This is a genomic window from Intrasporangium sp. DVR (genome assembly GCF_040365325.1).
Lineage (GTDB): Bacteria > Actinomycetota > Actinomycetes > Actinomycetales > Dermatophilaceae > Intrasporangium.
In genome coordinates this window covers 18,618-37,630 of sequence record NZ_BAABZW010000009.1, presented here as the reverse complement: position 1 = coordinate 37,630, position 19,013 = coordinate 18,618, and the positions used below count along the sequence as shown (strand labels likewise).

At 71.2% G+C, this 19,013-nt stretch carries 18 protein-coding genes and 1 tRNA gene; 12 read left to right on the top strand and 7 right to left on the bottom strand.

The annotated features are described in order from the left end of the window. Positions 1 to 18: 18 nt before the first annotated feature. Together ABWV20_RS08535 and ABWV20_RS08530 are read left to right on the top strand one after the other, a co-directional pair. On the top strand, positions 19 to 969 hold the full coding sequence (locus tag ABWV20_RS08535; RefSeq protein ID WP_353354565.1) for an alpha/beta hydrolase: 951 nt from the start codon (positions 19 to 21) through the stop codon (positions 967 to 969). A gap of 24 nt (positions 970 to 993) precedes the next feature. Further along, complete coding sequence (locus tag ABWV20_RS08530; RefSeq protein WP_353354564.1) at positions 994 to 1,701, top strand: M50 family metallopeptidase; 708 nt, start codon at positions 994 to 996, stop codon at positions 1,699 to 1,701. Positions 1,702 to 1,742: 41 nt separating this feature from the next. On the opposite strand, the gene ABWV20_RS08525 is transcribed toward ABWV20_RS08530, so the two are convergent. Further along, positions 1,743 to 2,411, bottom strand: a complete 669-nt coding sequence (locus ABWV20_RS08525) for an LON peptidase substrate-binding domain-containing protein (protein ID WP_353354563.1) — start codon at positions 2,409 to 2,411, stop codon at positions 1,743 to 1,745. A gap of 179 nt (positions 2,412 to 2,590) precedes the next feature. Here ABWV20_RS08525 and ABWV20_RS08520 point away from each other — a divergent pair, with 179 nt between their 5' ends. After that, positions 2,591 to 3,673, top strand: a complete 1,083-nt coding sequence (locus tag ABWV20_RS08520; RefSeq protein ID WP_353354562.1) for an ArsR/SmtB family transcription factor — start codon at positions 2,591 to 2,593, stop codon at positions 3,671 to 3,673. 348 nt (positions 3,674 to 4,021) lie between these two features. Here the strand turns inward: ABWV20_RS08520 and ABWV20_RS08515 are convergent. Both ABWV20_RS08515 and ABWV20_RS08510 read right to left on the bottom strand, forming a co-directional pair. Next, positions 4,022 to 4,104, bottom strand: a tRNA-Leu gene (locus tag ABWV20_RS08515). 53 nt (positions 4,105 to 4,157) lie between these two features. After that, positions 4,158 to 5,726: a hypothetical protein gene (locus tag ABWV20_RS08510; RefSeq protein ID WP_353354561.1), complete on the bottom strand. Its 1,569-nt coding sequence runs from the start codon at positions 5,724 to 5,726 to the stop codon at positions 4,158 to 4,160. A gap of 230 nt (positions 5,727 to 5,956) precedes the next feature. Between ABWV20_RS08510 and ABWV20_RS08505 the strand changes: the two genes are divergently transcribed. The 7 genes from ABWV20_RS08505 to pknB are packed head-to-tail and all read left to right on the top strand — an operon-like array spanning position 5,957 to position 14,795. Next, complete coding sequence (locus tag ABWV20_RS08505) at positions 5,957 to 6,742, top strand: FHA domain-containing protein (protein WP_353354559.1); 786 nt, start codon at positions 5,957 to 5,959, stop codon at positions 6,740 to 6,742. A gap of 27 nt (positions 6,743 to 6,769) precedes the next feature. Then, a complete protein-coding gene (locus ABWV20_RS08500) occupies positions 6,770 to 7,339 on the top strand; it encodes an FHA domain-containing protein FhaB/FipA (protein ID WP_353354558.1) in 570 nt (189 codons plus the stop codon). A 3-nt stretch (positions 7,340 to 7,342) separates the two neighbouring features. Further along, the gene (locus ABWV20_RS08495; RefSeq protein WP_353354557.1) at positions 7,343 to 8,740 is read left to right on the top strand and encodes a PP2C family protein-serine/threonine phosphatase; all 1,398 of its coding nucleotides are present in this window, start codon (positions 7,343 to 7,345) and stop codon (positions 8,738 to 8,740) included. Then, the gene (locus tag ABWV20_RS08490) at positions 8,737 to 10,128 is read left to right on the top strand and encodes an FtsW/RodA/SpoVE family cell cycle protein (RefSeq protein WP_353354555.1); all 1,392 of its coding nucleotides are present in this window, start codon (positions 8,737 to 8,739) and stop codon (positions 10,126 to 10,128) included. The genes ABWV20_RS08495 and ABWV20_RS08490 overlap by 4 nt, the downstream gene beginning before the upstream one ends. Further along, the gene (locus ABWV20_RS08485) at positions 10,125 to 11,588 is read left to right on the top strand and encodes a peptidoglycan D,D-transpeptidase FtsI family protein (RefSeq protein ID WP_353354554.1); all 1,464 of its coding nucleotides are present in this window, start codon (positions 10,125 to 10,127) and stop codon (positions 11,586 to 11,588) included. The genes ABWV20_RS08490 and ABWV20_RS08485 overlap by 4 nt, the downstream gene beginning before the upstream one ends. Continuing rightward, positions 11,585 to 12,892, top strand: a complete 1,308-nt coding sequence (locus tag ABWV20_RS08480; RefSeq protein WP_353354553.1) for a serine/threonine-protein kinase — start codon at positions 11,585 to 11,587, stop codon at positions 12,890 to 12,892. Before ABWV20_RS08485 ends, ABWV20_RS08480 begins: the two co-directional genes overlap by 4 nt. Before the next feature lie 31 nt (positions 12,893 to 12,923). Beyond that, entirely contained in the window at positions 12,924 to 14,795 is a 1,872-nt protein-coding gene (gene pknB / locus ABWV20_RS08475) for a Stk1 family PASTA domain-containing Ser/Thr kinase (RefSeq protein WP_353354552.1), read from the top strand. Between the two features lie 33 nt (positions 14,796 to 14,828). Here the strand turns inward: pknB and ABWV20_RS08470 are convergent, their stop codons facing one another. Continuing rightward, entirely contained in the window at positions 14,829 to 15,479 is a 651-nt protein-coding gene (locus ABWV20_RS08470; protein ID WP_353354551.1) for an aminodeoxychorismate/anthranilate synthase component II, read from the bottom strand. 13 nt (positions 15,480 to 15,492) lie between these two features. After that, on the bottom strand, positions 15,493 to 16,314 hold the full coding sequence (locus tag ABWV20_RS08465) for a DUF881 domain-containing protein (protein WP_353354549.1): 822 nt from the start codon (positions 16,312 to 16,314) through the stop codon (positions 15,493 to 15,495). Positions 16,315 to 16,381: 67 nt separating this feature from the next. On the opposite strand from ABWV20_RS08465, the gene ABWV20_RS08460 reads away from it, so the two are divergent. Continuing rightward, on the top strand, positions 16,382 to 16,633 hold the full coding sequence (locus ABWV20_RS08460) for a cell division protein CrgA (protein WP_353354547.1): 252 nt from the start codon (positions 16,382 to 16,384) through the stop codon (positions 16,631 to 16,633). Positions 16,634 to 16,793: 160 nt separating this feature from the next. Here the strand turns inward: ABWV20_RS08460 and ABWV20_RS08455 are convergent, their stop codons facing one another. Together ABWV20_RS08455 and ABWV20_RS08450 are read right to left on the bottom strand one after the other, a co-directional pair. Then, positions 16,794 to 17,738: a rhomboid family intramembrane serine protease gene (locus ABWV20_RS08455; RefSeq protein ID WP_353354545.1), complete on the bottom strand. Its 945-nt coding sequence runs from the start codon at positions 17,736 to 17,738 to the stop codon at positions 16,794 to 16,796. Between the two features lie 6 nt (positions 17,739 to 17,744). Next, the gene (locus ABWV20_RS08450; RefSeq protein WP_353354543.1) at positions 17,745 to 18,263 is read right to left on the bottom strand and encodes a peptidylprolyl isomerase; all 519 of its coding nucleotides are present in this window, start codon (positions 18,261 to 18,263) and stop codon (positions 17,745 to 17,747) included. A 127-nt stretch (positions 18,264 to 18,390) separates the two neighbouring features. Between ABWV20_RS08450 and ABWV20_RS08445 the strand changes: the two genes are divergently transcribed. Next, on the top strand, positions 18,391 to 18,966 hold the full coding sequence (locus ABWV20_RS08445) for an antitoxin (protein WP_353354541.1): 576 nt from the start codon (positions 18,391 to 18,393) through the stop codon (positions 18,964 to 18,966). The last annotated feature ends 47 nt before the right edge of the window (positions 18,967 to 19,013 follow it).

The window sequence follows — 19,013 nt, the reverse complement described above, 5'->3', positions numbered from 1 at the left end:
GCGTCACGAAGGAGAAGCATGCGCTCGAGCACCCACACCCTGGTCACGGCCGACGGGACTCCGCTCTTCGTCCGGCGCTGGCTCCCCGATGACGAGCCCCGGGCGGTCGTGGGAATCGCGCATGGGATGGCCGAGCACTCGGCCCGCTACGACCGCTTTGCGCAGCGGCTCACCCGTTCGGGGTACGCCGTCTATGCAGCCGACCACCGGGGCCACGGGCAGACGGCGGACGCGAGCACTCCCGACCACCTCTACTTCGCCGACAAGAGCGGGTTCGGCACGGTGGTCGACGACCTCAGGGAGGTCATCGCCCTGGCCCGATCCGAGCAGGCCGGCCTTCCCGTCTTCCTGTTCGGCCACAGCATGGGCTCGTTCCTGGCGCGGGCCTTCGCCATCCGGTGGGGCAGCGACCTCGACGGCCTCGTCCTGGCCGGGACGTCGAAGGACCAGGGGGTGGTCCGCATCCTGGGGCAGAACATCGCTCGGCTCCAGCCGCTCGTCTTCGGGCGGCGGCACCGCAGCACGTTCCTCGACAGCCTCGCGTCGGGGCGTTTCAACGCCGCCTTCAAGCCCAACCGGACCCCGTTCGACTGGCTCACCCGCGACGAGGCAGAGGTGGACAGATACATCTCCGACGCCGAGTGCGGCAACCTCTTCACCACGGGGGCGTGGCTCGACCAGGTCGAGGGGCTCGTCTGGGTCAACCGGGACCGCAACGTCGCACGGGTGCCCAAGGACCTCCCCATCCTGCTCGTCTCGGGCGACCAGGACCCCGTGGGGGAGATGGGAAAGGGGATCCGCTGGGTCACCGCTCAGTACGAACGGGTGGGGGTGCGCGACGTGACCATGAGGCTCTATCCCGGCGCCCGGCACGAGCTGCTCAACGAGACGAACCGCGACGAGGTCATGGACGACATCGTGGGCTGGCTCGACGAGCGGGTCGACACGAGGTCGACGACGAGCGGTTAGCGCGGTCCGCTAGGTTCGGCGGCCATGGACTGGATGGACGAGCTCGTCGCCCGACTCGAGCCGGCCGCCGGCGGCGTGACCCTGACCACCGCGGCGGTGTGGACGGTGCTGGCGGGCTCGCTGCTGGTCGTCGCCGTGGAGCCCCTGTGGCGCGTCCTGCGAATCGCGGTCACCCTCGTGCACGAGCTCGGGCACGCCGTGGTGGGGATGGCGGTCGGACGACGTTTCACCGGCTTCGTCCTGCGGGGCGACATGTCCGGTCACGCGGTGACCGTCGGCCGACCGCGCGGCGTCGGGCGCATCGTGTCGACCTGGGCCGGCTACCCGGCGCCGGCCCTCGTCGGCGCGGCGATGGCCTGGGTGGCCGGGCGCGGCTGGTCAGCGGCCTTCCTCACGGGGGTTCTCGTCGTCCTGGTCATCGCCCTCGTCCGGGTCCGGTCCGCGCTGACCCTGCTCGTCATGCTCGCGGCGCTGGCCACGACCGGTGCCCTGTGGTGGTGGCGGGACGACGTCCTCCAGGCCCAGCTCCTCGTCGGCGCCGGCATCGTCCTCGTCATCGGCGCCTGGCGTCACCTCGCGGCCGTGGCCGGCACGGGCAACCGCTCGAGCGACCCCGGAGTCCTCGCGGCCCTGACCCACGTGCCGCGAGTGGTCTGGAACGTCACGTTCGCCGTCGTCTGCGCGGCCAGCTCCTGGCTCGTCGTCACCGAGGTTCTCGGCGCGCTTCGGTGACCGGCCGCCGGCCACCCGTGCCGGCCGCGCGGTGGTCCCGATCAGCCGAGGTCGAAGGGTGACTGGGGCGCCTTGAGCGTGGCACCGAGGGCTTGGGCCAGCTCGCGCTCACGGTGCGTCAGGTCCAGCCCGAGCCTCAGCCGCGTCTCGGTGTCCGGGCACTCGAGCAGCCGCTGACGGTCGCCGAGGTCGAGCGAGACGACGAGGGGTACGGCGTAGGACAGCTCGCGGGGGCCCTCGGGGACCTCCACCTCGGAAGCACCCTCGACGGCCTCGTCGGTCAGGTCACGGAACGCCTCGAGCTCCGCCCGCAGCCGTCCGGCGAGCGGCGCGAGCAGCGCGGGGTCGCCGTCCCGTTCCTCGAGCCAGGTCACCTCGGCGGTCAGGTACGGCGTGGCCGCCCCGGAGTCGATGTCGCCGAGCCGGAAGCGGTCGGTGCCCTCGACGATGACGAAGAACCGCTGGCCCCCGAGGACGGCGACGTGGGTGAGCAGGGCTGCGCAGCCGACGTCGTGGAGCGAGCGGACGGCACCCTCCCCGACCTCGTTTCCCTCGCGGATCGCGATGACGCCGAAGACCGGCGAGCGCTCCTCCTGGGCCTCGATGAGATCGCGCAGCAGCGCCACATAGCGCGGCTCGAAGACCTGGAGCGGGAGCCGGGCACCGGGCAGGAGGACCGTGCCGAGCGGGAAGAGCGGCAGGGAAGCCACCCGTCCAGCGTAGGCCCGGGTCGGCCTCGCGAGGCCCAGTCGGCCGGCGGCGTCACGACCGGCAATGGACCTGCCCACCCGCTCGCCCCCGAGTGACAATCGGGAGGTCCCCGAGCGGGCGCCGCTCGGGGGAGCGGGCGTGGGGGCCCACGGCCGGGCAGCTGACGACGGGGTGTGGTGTGATCGAGCTCAAGCTGGACGTCGACGTGATGGGGACCGCGAGGTTCGCGGTCTCCCCGTTGGCCGAGACCGTGGCGAGCGTCCGAGTGCTCGTGGGCGGCCGCGACCCGCGACTCGCCCATCTCCATCGCCCGTGGGCCGCTCTCGCGCGGCGGGGGGTGGCCGATCAGGATCTCGCCCTCCTCCGTGCTCTCGCCCCTCCGGGCACGCGGCATGCGGACTTCCTCCATCCCCCGGCCGCCACCCGCCGGAGCACGATCGAGGACCAGCTCGAGCAGCTCCGGCAGCTCCCAGCCGAGCGGATCCGTGAGGAGGTCGAGTGGGTCTGGTCGCAGCGCGAGCTCCCGCGGGCGGCGCAGCAGCTCATCGGTGCCGGTGAGCGCGGACCCGAGATCATCGCCGAGGCGCTCCGGGCCTACTGGGACGCCGCGATCAGCCCGTACTGGTCGCGGATGTCCGCCGTCCTGGAGGAGGACGTGGCCCACCGAGCCGCGCAGGCCACGCGGGGCGGCCTCTTCGAGCTGCTCGAGGATCTGCACCCGGAGATCTCCATCGAGGGCCACACCCTCCGCATCGCGAAACCGCACCACGCCGCGCGCACCTACGAGGGCGCTCAGCTGACGCTCGTGCCCTCGGTCTTCATCTGGCCGTGCCTGCTCGTCGCCCACCACCTCCCGGGGCGCGTCGAGCTGACCTACGGTGCCCGCGGCGTCGGCCGGGTCTGGGAGGGACTCGTCGCCGACCACCTCGACGACCACCGCGACGACCACCGCGACGCTCACCGCGACCACCTCGGCGCCCTGCTGGGCCGCGGTCGCGCAGCCGTGCTCGCCGTGCTCGCCGTCCCGATGTCCACGACCCAGGTCGCGCGTCGCCTCCGGCAGAGTGCGGGGTCGGTCAGCCGACACCTCGCCGTCCTCCGCGCGAGCGGACTCGTCGTCAGCTGGCGTTCCGGACGCAGCGTGCTCTACGCCCAGACTCCGTTGGCCCAGGCCCTGTCCGGCGTCGACGACACGCACCGGATCGGTCGGGGTCGGCCGGGAGCGGGCTCACGACCCCTGCGTTCCCTCGTCGGGTCGTGAGCCCGCTCGACACCGCCCGGTGACCCGAGGTGGGATCTGCCCGGCATGGAGGGAGCCGAGCCGGTCACCAGCGGTGCTTCGGCACCGCCCCGGGGCCTCGTTGCGAGTGTGGCCGCGCCGCCCGGCAGGAGGGAGGCGGGCGCACGACCCGGCCGTGGTCCGCGGTTCGGTGCTCACGACGATCGTGTCCCAGACCGCCGGTCACGGCCACCATTCGCACCTGCGGCAACCCTCGCCGAGCTCGAGATGCACGGTGCCCGGTGTCCAGGCCTGATGTCGGGCGGGGTCCGCGGGCGGGAGCAGGACTGAGGCCCCCGCCGGATGACTCCGACGGGGGCCTCAGATCGGTGCGCGAGGGGGGATTTGAACCCCCACGCCCATAAGGACACTGCCACCTGAAGACAGCGCGTCTGCCGTTCCGCCACTCGCGCGTGACAAGCAGACAGTGTGCTGCATGACGCCCGAGATCGCCAAACCGGGGTGGCTACAGTCCGTCGACGACGACCGCCGTCATCTCCATGCAGGCCTCGTGCGTCTTGCGGCTGATCTTGAGCGGGTCGAGGTGCAGGCCCGGGGTGAGCGCAGGGTCGTACGGAATGTCGACCACGGCGCGCACCCACTGCTCGAAGTGCTCACGGGTGTGCACGCCGGCACCGACGTCGCTGCCCTTGGCCGTGGTGTGGGAGATGACGCAGACGGCGTTCTTGACGAGGTCACCGCGGCCCATGGCCACCAGCGCGTCGAGGTTCTTGGCCGCGACGACCGACGTGTCGTCCTTGAGGGAGGTCGCGAAGACGAGCATGTCCGCGTGGGCCGCGGCCGCCAGCCAGTTGGGGGCGAGGCGGTTGTTGCCGGTGTCGACGACGATCATCCGGTAGAAGCGGGACAGCTGCGTGTGCAGGTCCTCGAACTCCTGCTCGCCGATGATGCGCATCGCCTCGTCGTCGTCAGCGGAGGCGAGGACGTCGAAGGACAGGCCGCGCTGCTCCCGGACCCAGTGCTCGAGCTCGGACGTGCCGGCGTTGGGGTCGGCGGCGATGGAGGGCAGCGCGCCGAGGAGATCGACGACGGTGCGGTGGTGGCTCTGCGACGGGGCGCGCATGCCGAGCGTGCCCTCGGTCTCGTTGTTGTCCCAGGCGAGGACCGAGCCGGAGCGGTAGCGCCCGAGATAGCTCGCGAGCATCAGCGTGACGAGGGTCTTGCCGCCGCCACCCTTGGTGTTGATGACCATGATCGTCTTGCGGCCGGACAGGGGCCGGGCGATCCGGTCGATGCGGTCGCGCTCGAGCAGCTCCTTGAGGCCCGGGCCCAGTCCGAAGGCCCGGCGCAGGCCGGAGCTCGCCTTGACCTTCTGCCGCTCGCCCTTGGACCGAACCGTGATCAGGTCGTCGGCGCTCGGTCGCTCGTGACCGGTGTGGGCCACCGGCTCAGGGCCGTATGCCGCTGAGCTGGGATCGCGGCCCAGCTCGACGGCCGCTGCGGCCACATCCGGGTCGACCGGGGGGGTGGCGGCGTGGGCCTGCTCGGCGGCGACGTGGTTGCCCGCGTAGTGCAGGCCGTTGAGGGGAGCCGGGGCGGGGGAGCCGGCCGGAGCCCACCCGGAGTACTCCTCCGAGGAGCGGGCGGCGATCTCGTCGTTGTGCTGCAGGTCGGACCAGTGGCCGGTGTCGGGGTTGAAGCCCGTGGCGCCGGTCGGCTCCCACTGCTCCCAGCCGCCTCCCGGCGCGACGCCGACAGGGGCGGCCGGCTCGCCGCCGTGGTCGTAGGAGTCGGACCAGTCGGACCTGGGGGCGTAGCCGGTGGGGGCGTACTGCGACAGCTCCTCGGCGGCGTAGAGGCTGGTGCTGGAGTCCGCCTCGGGCAGCTGCCACGACGTGTCGTCCCACGTCGAGGACCAGGGGTCGGCGGGCTCCGGCGTCTGGTCCTCGATCGCGTCCGGTGCTGAGTTCGTTGCCGTGGGGAGTGGGAGGGAGAACCCACCGGGAATGGTGTTGTTGGCGGAGTAGCCGGGGATCCCCTGCCCCTCGGAACTGCCGCTTTCGTCCTTGCTCATCGAGCACTCCTCGCTGGCCTAGCACATGCACGCGCCCGTACAGGCACGCCCGTCGATACTCCCATGCATCGGCCCCACGGCAAACCCAATCGTTATCTGGCGAACACCCACCCGAGACCTCACGGGCAGTGCAATAGGAGGCTACGGACCGCCCGGCGGATGGGGCGTCGTGAGTGCCTGCCCGTTAGCATGGGACGCCCGGGGCGATGCCGGGTAGAAGAGGAGACGGCGTGGGAATCATCAACCGGGTTGAGCACGGTCTCGCCAAGGCGGTCCACGGTGCCTTCGCCCGGGCGTTCAAGTCCGAGGTCCAGCCCGTCGAGATCGCCTCTGCCATCCGCCGTGCCATGGACGACCGGGCGGCCCTGCTCGGGCACGGGCGGGCCATGGTCCCCAACCTCTACACGATCGAGCTGAGCCCCACCGACTACGAGCGGCTCGGCGACTACGAGGACGAGCTCTCGGACGACCTCGTCGCCGCAGCCCAGGAGCACGCCGACTCGCAGGGCTACCAGCCGGGCGGCCCGCTCGAGGTGGTCCTCATCGAGGGTGAGGGTCTCGAGACCGGCGTCTTCCGCGTGCGCCCCGCGACCGCCAAGCGTCCCGGCAGCGACCTGCCCACGCCCGCCCACGCGGGCCACGTCGCGCCACGACACCAGACGCCCGACGGCACCGTCGTCGAGGAGCAGCCAGCGCACCGGCCGGCCCGGGTCAACCCGTCTGCCCGGCCCTGGCTCGACATCGGCGGCGACCGTTACCCGCTCCTCGGCAGCCTGACGACCCTCGGCAGGGACGAGTCGGCCGACATCGTCCTCGACGACCCCGGCGTGTCCCGCCGCCACAGCGAGATCCGGGTGACGACCGACGGACCGCACCTCGTCACGTCGATCCGTGACCTCAACTCGACCAACGGCACGTTCGTCAACGGCGAGCGCATCACGAGTCAGCGGCTCGAGGACGGCGACCGCCTGACGCTCGGACGGACGTCGGCCACGTTCCGTGCGGGCCGCCGGTGAGGCGCTGCCCGCGATGACTGGAGCCGCATGAGCGATCTCACCCTGACCCTGCTGCGGCTGGGCCTGCTTGCGCTGCTGTGGATCTTCGTCTTCAGCGTGGTGGGGGTCCTGCGGACCGACATCTACGGCACCTCCGTCTCGAGGCGGTCGCAGCGCAAGGCGCTGCGCGAGCAGGAGCGTCAGCAGCGCCGGGCCGCCAAGGAGGCTCGGCGCGCGCCGGCCCCCGCCGCTGCAGTGCCGGCTGCGCCGGCACCGGCGCCCGCGCGAGGACGGTTCGGCCGGGGGCGCTCGAAGGGCGTTCCCACCAGGCTCGTGGTGACCGAGGGACCGCTGGCCGGCACCTCGCTGCCGCTGCGGGGCCAGGCCATCCTCATCGGGCGCAACCCCGAGTGCGCCCTCGTCCTCGACGACGACTACGCCTCGGGACGCCACTGCCGCATCGAGCAGGACCCCTCGGGTGCGGGCGGCTGGGTCGTCGAGGACCTCGGCTCGACCAACGGCACGTTCATCGGGCGGGACAAGCTCACCACGCCGCAGCCGGTCGAGGTCGGCACGACGTTGCGCATCGGCAAGACGCTCCTCGAGTTCCGGGACTGAGTGATGGCCATCGCCCTGCGCTACGCCGCGCGCTCCGACCTGGGTCTGGGGCCCAAGTCCCGCAACGAGGACTCGGGCTACGCCGGCCCCAACCTGCTCGTCCTCGCTGACGGGATGGGTGGCCATGCCGCGGGCGACGTGGCCAGCTCGATGATCGTCGGCGAGCTCGCCCCGCTCGACGACGAGGACATCGGCGCGGACCAGGCCATCCGACTGCTCGAGCGGTCGCTGCGCTCGGCCAACGCCAAGATGACCAAGGCGATGCGCGAGAACTCCGATCTCGCGGGCATGGGGTCGACGACGATCGTCATGCTCCGGACGGGCAACAAGATCGCGATGGCGCACATCGGCGACTCGCGAGCCTTCATGCTGCGCGACGGCACGTTCAGCCAGATCACCAAGGACCACTCGTTCGTCCAGCAGCTCGTCGACGAGGGCCGGATCTCGAAGGAGGAGGCGGGCAGCCACCCGCAGCGCTCCGTGGTCACGCGCGTCATGACGGGCCAGCCCGACGACGATCCCGACACCTCCCTGCGCGAGGCGAAGGTCGGCGACCGCTTCCTGCTCTGCTCGGACGGGCTCTCCGACTTCGTCGGCGCCGACGTCATCGAGGAGATCCTGGCCGGGGCGAGGACGCCGGAGGAGGCGGCCGACCGGTGCGTCGAGGTGGCTCTCAAGGCGCACACCCGCGACAACGTCACCGTCATCGTGGCGGACGTCGTCGACCCGGATGGCCATGACCTGCCCACCACCGTTCCGCAGGTCGTCGGCGCGGCTGCACGCAGCCTGCGCGAGAAGACCAAGGCCATCCCGACCACACCCGCCGAGAAGGCGGCCGCCCTGTCGCGCGAGGCGCTCGGGCGCAAGGACGAGGTCGACGACGCGCCCGAGCTAGCCGAGAGCACCCGCCGCTCCCGCCGGTCGAAGCGGCTGCGCCGCGCTGTCGGCACGCTCGTCGTCCTCGGCATCCTCGTGGGCGGTGGCTACGCGGCCTGGGCCTGGTCCCAGGAGCAGTTCTTCGTCGGCAGTGACTCCGGGCAGGTCGCGATCTTCCGGGGGATCGCGGGTGAGATCGGGCCGATCGACCTCTCCGGCGTCGAGGTGCGCAGCGACGTCGTCGTGGCGCAGCTGCCTGCCGACGTGCAGGGGGCGGTGTCCCGGACCATCCCGGCGGCCGACCTGGCCGACGCCCGGGCCAAGGTTGACCGGCTCCGCGCCGAGGCGGTCCGCTGTCGTGGCCTCGCCGCCTCGGGCATCCCGTGCGGGAACACCCCGGTGGCGCCGCCGACGACGAGCCCGCCGACCCCGACGACCCCGACGACCCCGACCCCGACCCCGACGACCCCGACGACCGCGACGACTGCCCCCAGCGCCACGCCCACCTCCGGGGTGGTCCGATGACCACGACGGTCGAGCCCCTCGTCCCGAGGACGCGGCGCGGCGTGGAGCTGGCCCTCCTCGTCGTGGCGATCGCGGTCGTCGTGCTGGCCTGGGTGACCGTCGACCTCAACCGCAACGGCACCGTCCCGGCCAACGTCATCCCCGTCGCCGGCGGCCTCGTCGTCCTCGCGGTCGCCGTCCACCTCGTGCTGCGGTGGAAGGCGCCCTACGCAGATCCCGTGCTCCTGCCGATCACGACGGCGCTCAACGGCCTCGGGCTGGTCATGATCCACCGGCTCGACCTCGCGGCGGGGCGGCTCGGGGCGGACGGCAACGCCAACCAGCAGATCGTCTGGACCACGTTGGCCGTCGCCCTGACCGTGGCGGTGATCTGGACGCTGCGCGACCACCGCCTGCTGCGCCGCTACACCTACGTCTCGCTCGCCCTCGGCTTCATCCTGCTCCTCCTGCCGCTCCTGCCGGGCCTGGGCCGGGAGGTCAACGGCTCCCGGATCTGGATCAGCGTCGGGCCGTTCAGCTTCCAGCCCGGCGAGTTCGCCAAGATCGCCCTGGCCGTGTTCTTCGCCGGCTACCTCGTCCAGACCCGCGACGTCCTCAGCCTGGCCGGCAAGCGCGTGCTCGGCTTCACCTTCCCGCGCGGCCGCGACCTCGGCCCGATCCTCGTCGCCTGGGTCCTCGCCCTTCTCATCCTCGTCTTCGAGAAGGACCTCGGCTCGGCCCTGCTCTTCTTCGGTGTCTTCGTCGCGATGCTCTACGTCGCCACCGAGCGGGTGTCGTGGATCGCCATCGGCCTGCTCCTCTTCGGCGCCGCCGTGGCCTTCGCCCTCGCGACGTTCTCCCACTTCCAGAAGCGGGTCGACCTCTGGCTCGACCCGTTCTCCCCCGACAACCTCGAGCGCTCGAACCAGCTCGCCCACGGCCTCTGGGGCATGGCGGCCGGGGGGCTCACCGGCACCGGGCTCGGCGCGGGCCGCCCCTGGCTCACCCCCTTCGCCGAGAGCGACTACATCTTCGCGAGCCTCGCCGAGGAGCTCGGGCTGGTCGGGTCCGTCGCGATCCTCGTCCTCTACCTGCTCTTCGTCGAGCGCGGCGTCCGCACCGCCCTCGGCGTCCGGGACGGCTTCGGCAAGCTGCTGGCCATCGGCCTGACCTTCTCGGTGGCGTTCCAGCTGTTCATCGTCATCGGTGGCGTGACGCGAGTCATCCCGCTCACCGGGCTGACCACCCCCTTCCTGTCGCTCGGGGGGTCGTCGCTGCTGGCCAACTGGATCATCATGTCCCTGCTGCTCCGGGTCTCCGACCAGGCCCGTCGACCCGTCCCCGAGCTGCCGGTGGGAGTCGGGGCCGACTCCGGCGCCGCGGAGGCGACGCAGGTGGTGAGACTGTGAACACCGCCATCCGCCGCCTGTCGGTGCTTATCGCCGCGCTCTTCGGGGCGCTCCTCGTCGCGTCGACAGTCATCCAGTTCGCACAGGCCGGGTCGATGCGCAGCATGGCCGCCAACAAGCGCACGCTCCTCGACAACTACGGCAAGGAGCGCGGCTCGATCCTCGTCGGCGGCCAGGCCGTCGCCAAGTCCGTCGAGGTCGACGACCAGTACCGCTGGTTGCGGACCTACCCGCAGGCCCGGCTCTACTCCCAGGTCACCGGCTTCTACGCCTACTCGGTCGGCAACCCCTTCGGCCTCGAGAACGCCGCCGACGACCTGCTCTCCGGTGACGCGGACCGCCTCTTCGTTCGCCGGGTCACCGACCTGCTCACTGGGCGCGAGACGGCCGGTGCCACGATCGAGCTGACCATCGACCCCAAGGCGCAGCGGGCCGCGTCGGAGGCCCTCGGCAAGAACCGCGGTGCCGTGGTGGCCCTCGATCCCCGGACGGGGGCGATCCTCGCCATGGTCAGCCACCCCCAGTACGACCCCAACCCGCTCTCGAGCCACGACCTGGACAAGGCGGCCGCGGCCTGGGAGAAGCTCTCCACGGACCGGTCCAAGCCGTTCGTCAACCGGGCCATCGCCGGTGATCTCTACCCACCGGGCTCCACCTTCAAGGTCGTCACCGCCGCCGCCGCCCTTGAGCAGGGGCTCGTCGAGGACGAGAACTCCACGGTCCCCGGCCCCGCCGAGCTCGACCTGCCGCTCACCGACCAGCCGTTGCCCAACGAGACGCGCCAGCCCTGCGGCCCGGGCGACGAGACGACCCTGATCCACGCCCTCGAGATCTCCTGCAACACGGCCTTCGCATCCCTCGGCCTCGAGCTCGGCGGCGAGCAGCTGCGCGCCCAGGCCGGCAAGTTCGGCTTCGGCGACTCGCTCCAGATCCCGATGCGCGTGGCGCCGAGCACGATGCCGGCCGAGATCAACGAGCCGCAGGCGGCGCAGTCGGCGATCGGCCAGTACGACGTCCGCACGACCCCCCTCCAGATGGCCATGGTCGCGGCCGGGATCGCCAACGACGGCCGGGTCATGACGCCCTACCTGATCCAGACGGTGCGCACCGCCGACCTCGACGTCATCGAGGATGCTCCCGACCCCGAGGAGCTCTCTCAGGCCGTGTCGGCCCGCACGGCTGACATCCTCACGACGATGATGGTCTCGGTCGTCGACAACGGCAGCGGACGCCGGGCGCAGATCCCGGGGGTCGCCGTGGCCGGCAAGACCGGCACCGCCCAGCACGACCTCGAGAAGAAGCCGCACGCCTGGTTCATCAGCTTCGCCCCCGCCGACGACCCGCAGGTGGCCGTCGCCGTCGTTGTCGAGGAGAGCGGCGTCAGCGGCAACGAGGTCGGTGGGGCCGCCGTCGCCGCACCGATCGCGAAGGACGTCATGGAGGCGGTGATCGGCCGGTGACCGCCTCGTTCCAGCCGGGCCACGTCCTCGGCGCCCGCTACACCCTCGTTGCCCCGATCGCGTCAGGGGGAATGGGTGACGTCTGGTCCGCCTCCGACGACGTGCTCGGACGCGACGTCGCCGTCAAGCTGATGCGCGAGTCGCGCGACCCGGGCTTCCGGGACCGGTTCCGCGACGAGGCCCGCCACAGCGCCGCGCTGCACCACCCCAACATCGCCGCCGTCTTCGACTACGGCGACGACAACGACATTCCCTACCTCGTGATGGAGCTCGTGCCCGGCCAGCCGCTGTCGGAGCTGATCGCCGACTCCGGGGGCCGCGGTTTCGAGCCCGCCACGGTCCGCTCCATCATCGGCCAGGCGGCGCTGGCGCTCGCGGCGGCGCACGACTCGGGCGTGGTCCACCGCGACGTCAAGCCGGCCAACATCCTCGTCACCCCCGACGGCCAGGCGAAGCTCACCGACTTCGGCATCGCCCGCGCGGGCGAGGGCAAGGGCCACACCATCACCGGCGAGGTGCTCGGCACGCCCGAGTACCTCAGCCCCGAGCAGGCGCTCGGCGAGACCGCCACCGGGGCCAGCGACCTCTACTCGCTCGGCGTCATCGCCCACGAGATGCTCGCCGGCTCCAAGCCGTTCGACTGCGGCTCGCCGGTCGCGACCGCGGTGGCCCAGGTCAACGACGAGCCGCCACCCCTGCCGCCGACGGTCCCCGACGACCTGCGTTCCGTCGTCGAGGCGTGCCTGGTCAAGGACCCGGCGCAGCGCCCCGCCCACGGGCGGGCCATCGCCGACGTGCTGCTCGCACCAGCCGGAGGTACGCCGCTGAGCCCCTCCCCGACGGCCGTGGCCGCCCAGCCGTCCCCGACGCAGACTCTGCCCATCGCCGCCGCCGTGCCCGGTGCGGGTCCGGGCGACCACCCGGAGTCGGCCGACCCGGCCCCGCCCGTGAGCCGAGCCGAGCTGCGGAAGCGAGCTGAGCGGCATACGGAAGAGCGCCGCAGGCCCTCGGTGGCCTGGCTCGCGGTGCCGTTCGTCGCCATCCTCGTGTGGGGCGCCTTCGCCCTCGGGTCGATGATCGGCAGCGCGGACCCGACGGCGACGCCCCGGCCACCCGCGACCACCGCTCCGACCGTCTCCTCCACCGAACCGGGATCGGCGACGACGACCCGGACGCCGACGAGGACGTCGACCACCTCCACCACGACGGGGCCGCGCGAGAAGCCACCCCAGACGGCCGACGCGCCACCCCAGGAGCCGACCCGCCCCGGCAAGGGCAACGGCCGGGGAAAGGGGAACAAGTGACGAAGCAGGGACCGAACGAGAGGCAGAAGCCGTGACCACGACACCGCGCGTCCTGGGGGGACGCTACGAGGTCGGTGAGCTTATCGGGCGCGGCGGCATGGCCGACGTCCACCTCGGCCACGACACCCGGCTCGGGCGACAGGTCGCGATCAAGATGCTGCGATCGGACCTCGCGCGCGACGCCAACTTCCTCAAGCGCTTCCGGCGCGAGGCCCAGTCGGCGGCTGGGCTCAACCACCCCGCCATCGTGGCGATCTTCGACTCCGGCGAGGACGACACGTTTGTCGAGGGACCCAACGGCACCCGCACGACCCTGCCCTACATCGTCATGGAGTACGTCGACGGGGACACGCTGCGACAGACGCTGACCACCCACCAGCAGCTGCCCCCGGCGGAGGCCATCAGGATCACGGAGGGCATCCTCGACGCGTTGGCCTACAGCCACCGGATGGGCATCGTCCACCGCGACATCAAGCCGGCCAACGTCATGATCACCTCCGACGGCCACATCAAGGTGATGGACTTCGGTATCGCCCGGGCCATCGCCGACAGTGCCGCCACGATGACGCAGACGCAGTCCGTGGTGGGGACGGCGCAGTACCTCTCGCCCGAGCAGGCCCAGGGCCAGACGGTCGACGCGCGCAGCGACCTCTACTCGACCGGATGCCTGCTCTTCGAGCTGCTGGCCGGCCGTCCCCCCTTCCAGGGCGACTCGCCGGTGGCCATCGCCTACCAGCACGTCGGCGAGACCCCCCAGCCGCCGAGCGTGTACAACTCCACCGTCGGGGGCGACCTCGACGCGGTGACCCTCCACGCCCTGGCCAAGGACCGGCGGACGCGCTACCAGGACGCCGAGTCGTTCCGCGAGGACCTCGAGAACGTCCGGCTCGGTCGGCCGATCAGTGCTGCCGCGCTCGGAGCCGTCGCGGTCGGAGCAGCCGCAACGCAGACGATGCCCGCGCCGTACACCGCGGCTGGGACACCGACCGCCGTCCAACCCCCGGTCATCACGTCACGGCGGCAACGCTACGAGAACACCGCCGGAATGCCGGCCGTCGGTCACGACGAGGACGAGGCCCGTCAGAAGCGCGGCGGGGGCGGCCGGGCCGCCCTGATCACCCTGCTCGTCCTCGCGGTCCTCGGTCTCGTCGGCTGGGGCGCGGCCACGTGGTTCGGCAACCAGGAACCCCCGGTCGCCATGACGACCGTGCCTGACCTCAGAGGGAAGGACGAGGCAGCCGTCGAGCGTGCCCTCACGCAGTACCGGCTGCAGGGAAACAGGAGCGAGGCCTCCAACGAGATGGAGGCGGGCAAGGTCTTCGAGCAGAGCCCGTCGGCCGGCGATCAGGTCGCCGAGGGGACGGTCGTGTCCTACACCGTGTCGACCGGGCCCGAGAGCATCACGATCCCTGACGTGCGCGGCTTCGACCGAGAGGCCGCGGAGAAGGCGCTCAGGTCCGCCGGACTGACCAACACCGACGTCGAGGAGCGCGACGACCCCAACGTCAAGAAGGACAAGGTCATCGAGACCAACCCGCCGATCGGGACCGAGGTCGGCAAGGACACGACGGTCACCCTCGTGGTCGGCAGTGGCAAGACCGTCGTCCCCGAGGACCAGGTCGGCCGTGACTGGTCCCTCGTCTCCAACACCCTCGCCAACGCGGGGCTCAACCCGAAGCGGGTCGACGTCGAGTCGGACAAGACGCCGGGGACCGTGCTCTCCGTGGAGAAGGAGGGCGAGAAGGTCGCCATCGGGACCGAGATCAAGGTCGAGGTCGCGAAGGCGCCCGAGCCTCCGCCCACGACCGAGACGGTGACCACCACGGTGACCCAGGAGCCGACCGCGACGGAGTCGACCACGAGCACCACTGCGCCGCCGGACAACGGGGGCGGCGGCGGCTGAGGTCGCTGAGGGACCGGAGACCGGATCGTTCGCTCAGACGGCTGCGGTGACGAGCGGGCTCAGGCCGATCGAGCGGTCGACCGCCCCGGCGTCGCCGCACTCGGCCAGGAAGTTCGCGAGCATCCGGTGCCCGCCCTCGGTGAGCACGCTCTCGGGGTGGAACTGGACCCCGTGCAGCGGCAGCTCGGTGTGGCGCACCGCCATGACGATGCCGGAGTCCGTGTGGCCGGTGGCCACGAGATCCGCCGGGAGCGTCGCCGGGTCGATGGTCAGCGAGTGGTAGCGGGTCGCCGTGAACGGTGACGGCAGCCCGCGGAGCACGCCCGTGCCATCGTGGTGGACAAGTGACGTCTTGCCGTGGAGCAGCTCTGGTGCGCGGTCGACCGTGGCGCCGAAGACGACACCGAGGGCCTGGTGACCGAGGCAGACTCCGAACATCGGGGTCCGCGTCCGCGCGCACTCCTCGATGATCGCCATGGAGACACCCGCCTCCTCGGGCGTGCCCGGGCCGGGCGAGACGAGGACCCCGTCGTAGTCAGCGGCCTCGCTGGCGGCGACCGCGTCGTTGCGGACGACACGGCAGTCGGCCCCGAGCTGCTCGAGGTAGCCGACGATCGTGTAGACGAAGCTGTCGTAGTTGTCGACGACGAGCACGCGGGGCGCGGGGGCGGGGGCGGCTGGCATGGCGGCTTCCTGGTCAGCGGATCGGGGTGGCGTGGTCGAGGTCGACGGACCCGGAGTAGGCGGGGAACTCGGCCTCACGGTGTGTGTTGACCTCCCAACCGAGTCCGACCGCCTGCACGTAGTCGAGGTAGGTGTGGATCGTCGGGTCGGCGTCGAGGCCCTGCAGCAACGCGTCGACGTCGCCGATCGCCTCGATCCGGTAGGGCGGTGCGTAGACGCGTCCTTGGAGGATCAAGGTGTTGCCGACACACCGCACCGCGCTGGTCGAGATGACCCGCTGGTCCTGGATCATCATCGCCTCGGCGCCGGACGCCCAGAGAGCGTTGACCACGGCTTGGACGTCCTGCTGGTGCACCACGATGTCGTCGGCGGTGAAGCGGCTCGGGAGCTGGTCCAGCCTCAGGCTCGAGTCGTCGAGCACGACCTCCACGGCCGGCCCACGGACCGGCGTGGCTGCGGCCGCCCCGGCGATCTCCTCGGACTCATGGTTGAGCGCATCGAGCCGGCTGTCCTTGGGGCCGCTCGCCCGGGTGAGGGCGTCCACCTCCTGCTGGATCAGGTCGAGCTCCTTGGCCTTCTCCTCGTTGCGGGCGTTGCCCTCGATGATCAGGGACGGGAGGTCACGGTCGGCTCGGAGGTCGTCGCCCTGTGCGGCCTGGAAGCTCATCGCGAACATCAGCCCGGCTGCGGCGGTGACGAGCGGGACGAGGAAACGCCAACCGAGCCGGGGGCGAGCAGCCGGTTCGGTCGACGCGTCATCGAGAGGCACGGGATCGGGCGGCGCGAGATCGGGCGCGTCGTCGGACTCGCGGTCCGGCCGGACGTCGCTCACCATGCGGTAACCCTCTCAACTAGGCTGTGGACACCCATTCTGACCCACGCTCTCATCCGAGGAGCCTGCAGTGCCCGAGTCCAAAGGTCGTGACCGCAAGACGGCGGCGTACACCCCGCCGCCCAGGTCCAAGGCCACCGAGCCCAACCCGACGTGGTGGGCGCCCGCCTTCATCACGCTTCTCGTCCTCGGGCTGCTGTGGATCGTCACCTACTACATCACCGAGTACCGCTATCCGATCAGCGCGATCGGCGTGTGGAACCTCGCCATCGGGTTCGCCCTCCTCATGGGCGGGTTCATCATGACCATGCGGTGGCGCTGACCGGAGTTATCCACATCTTGTCCCCAGCTGGGGACGAATGACAGCGATGTAACTCCTCCACAGGGTTGTCCACAGCGGTGGACAACCCTGTTCGGCGTCGCTTGCCCACGGCAGGTGGCCCGATGACACAGACCAGATGCATGGGGCCGGCGCCGTCCGCTCAGCGCCCGAAGGCGGTCAGCTCGCGGATCTCGACCGGCACCGTGAGGTACTTGCCGAAGGTGATCAGGACGAGGAGCACGAGCACCGCGCCCAGGGCGAGCCAGGTCAGGTGACGGACCTTCTGGCGTCGGAAGAGGACGATCGCTCCCGCGCAGGCGAGGCCGGTGAAAAAGCCGCCGAGGTGCGCCTGCCACGAGATGTTGGGGATGACGAAGCCGAGCACGCCGTTGATGATGAGCACGCCGTAGATCCCCGCCGCAGAGCGGCCCAGGTGCCGGTTGAGGACGATCAGGGCGCCGAACAGCCCGAAGATGGCACCGGAAGCACCCACCACGGGCTGGAACCACGACTCGTGCGCGGACGTGAGGGGTGCATCGAGGGTCGGGTTGTTGGCCAGCAGGAGCACTGCGACCTGCCCACCGATGCCGCTGATCAGATAGAGAACCGCGAACCGGGCGCGGCCGAGCATCGGCTCGAGGTAGGAGCCGAGGACGAACAGGGCGTACATGTTGAAACCGATGTGCCACAGGGAGCGGGGGGCGTGGAGGAACATCGCGGACAGGAAACGCCAGGGCTCGGTCCACCCGAGGACCGGCTGGAACGCGAAGTCGTCCGTGACTGCCGGTGACGCCCACTGGAGGAGGAAGAGCACCACGCAGACGGCGATGATGCCCTGGGTGACCAGGGGCCGCCCGTCGGTGGCCCGGCCGCCGAAGATCGTCCGCGCCGCCGGGGCCGAGCGAGCCGCCTCACGGACACAGTCGACACACTGGATGCCGACAGCCGCCGGTCGCTGGCACTCGGGGCAGGCCGGCCGGCCACATCGCTGGCACTTGACATAGGCCTCACGGTCAGGGTGGCGCGGGCAGACGGAGGGCCCTGCCGGCTGCGGCCCAGCCCCCGGAGAGACGGGGGGCTGGGCGCCGGTTCCACTGTCGGACAATGCGGCTCAGTCCTCGATGGTGACCGAGTTGATGACGACGTCCTCACGGGGCTTGTCGTTGGCGCCGGTCGGGACGGTGCCGATCTTGTCGACGACCTCGCGGGAGGGGCCGTCGGCCACCTCACCGAAGATCGTGTGCTTGCCCTGCAGCCACGTGGTCGGGGCCGTCGTGATGAAGAACTGGGAGCCGTTGGTGCCCTTGCCCATCCGCTTGCCGGCGTTGGCCATGGCGAGCATGTAGGGCTTGGTGAAGTCCTTCTCGGGGTGGATCTCGTCGTCGAAGGTGTAGCCCGGTCCGCCGAAGCCCTGGCCGAGGGGGCAGCCACCCTGGATCATGAAGTTGGGGATGATCCGGTGGAAGACCAGCCCGTCGTAGAACGGTGTGGGGTTGGTGCGGCCCGCGTCGTCCTTGTACTCCTTCTCGCCCTTCGCCAGGCCGACGAAGTTCTCGACGGTCTTGGGCGCATGGTGGGGAAAGAGCTCGATGACGATGTCGCCGTAGTTGGTGTGCAGGGTTGCCTTCATGCGCCCAATCCTCGCACGCCCCGTCAGGCTGCCTCAGACGCAGGCGTACCGCTGGGTAGAGGAGGGGTGGACCCGGCGGCGCGTCGGGTGAAGGATCGAGACAGAACCCCCGAGCGAAGGAGCGCCCATGTCATTCATCGACAAGCTCAAGCAGAAGGCGGACGAGCTCGGCCTCAAGGAGAAGGCGGACCATCTGGCCGAGGAGGCCAAGAAGGTGGCCGAGCAGGCCAAGGAGAAGGCCGGCGACCTCGCGGCGGACAACAGGGACAAGGTCGGGTCGGTCCTCGACAAGGCTGGCGCCAAGCTCGACGAGAAGACCGAGGGAAAGTACTCCGACAAGATCGCCAAGGCGAAGGAGCAGGTGGCCAAGGGGGTCGACAAGCTCGCCGAGGGCAGCACCCACGCACAGGGTGGGACCGCGGCCGGCGCAGCGGCGGCCGGTGCCGCAGGAGCTGCCACCGGGGCAGCCGCCACCACGGCGAGGCCCGACGAGTTCGACACGATTCCCGACGAGGAGGAGGTCGCCGAGGAGGTGCTCTCCGTGGAGGTCGACCCGGAGGCACCCCTGGACGGGCCACCGGAGCCGGATGTCAGCCTCGGCGCAGCGCGCCCGCAGCGCGCCTACGACGAGACCGGCGAACCCATCGACGACCTGCCCCTGGAGCCGGACGCTCCCGATGTCCCGAGCTCCGGAGGCTGGTGACCCAGTCGGAGTGTGGGTAAGGACCAGACGACCTAGGAGGAAGTTGC

Bases quoted from the DNA above. Each gene is read 5' to 3' on its own strand.
- ABWV20_RS08535 (WP_353354565.1), top strand. From the start codon at position 19: ATGCGCTCGAGCACCCACACCCTGGTCACGGCCGACGGGACTCCGCTC.
- ABWV20_RS08530 (WP_353354564.1), top strand. From the start codon at position 994: ATGGACTGGATGGACGAGCTCGTCGCCCGACTCGAGCCGGCCGCCGGC.
- ABWV20_RS08510 (WP_353354561.1), bottom strand. From the start codon at position 5,726: ATGAGCAAGGACGAAAGCGGCAGTTCCGAGGGGCAGGGGATCCCCGGC.
- ABWV20_RS08500 (WP_353354558.1), top strand. From the start codon at position 6,770: ATGAGCGATCTCACCCTGACCCTGCTGCGGCTGGGCCTGCTTGCGCTG.
- ABWV20_RS08495 (WP_353354557.1), top strand. From the start codon at position 7,343: ATGGCCATCGCCCTGCGCTACGCCGCGCGCTCCGACCTGGGTCTGGGG.
- ABWV20_RS08490 (WP_353354555.1), top strand. From the start codon at position 8,737: ATGACCACGACGGTCGAGCCCCTCGTCCCGAGGACGCGGCGCGGCGTG.
- ABWV20_RS08470 (WP_353354551.1), bottom strand. From the start codon at position 15,479: ATGCCAGCCGCCCCCGCCCCCGCGCCCCGCGTGCTCGTCGTCGACAAC.
- ABWV20_RS08465 (WP_353354549.1), bottom strand. From the start codon at position 16,314: ATGGTGAGCGACGTCCGGCCGGACCGCGAGTCCGACGACGCGCCCGAT.
- ABWV20_RS08450 (WP_353354543.1), bottom strand. From the start codon at position 18,263: ATGAAGGCAACCCTGCACACCAACTACGGCGACATCGTCATCGAGCTC.
- ABWV20_RS08445 (WP_353354541.1), top strand. From the start codon at position 18,391: ATGTCATTCATCGACAAGCTCAAGCAGAAGGCGGACGAGCTCGGCCTC.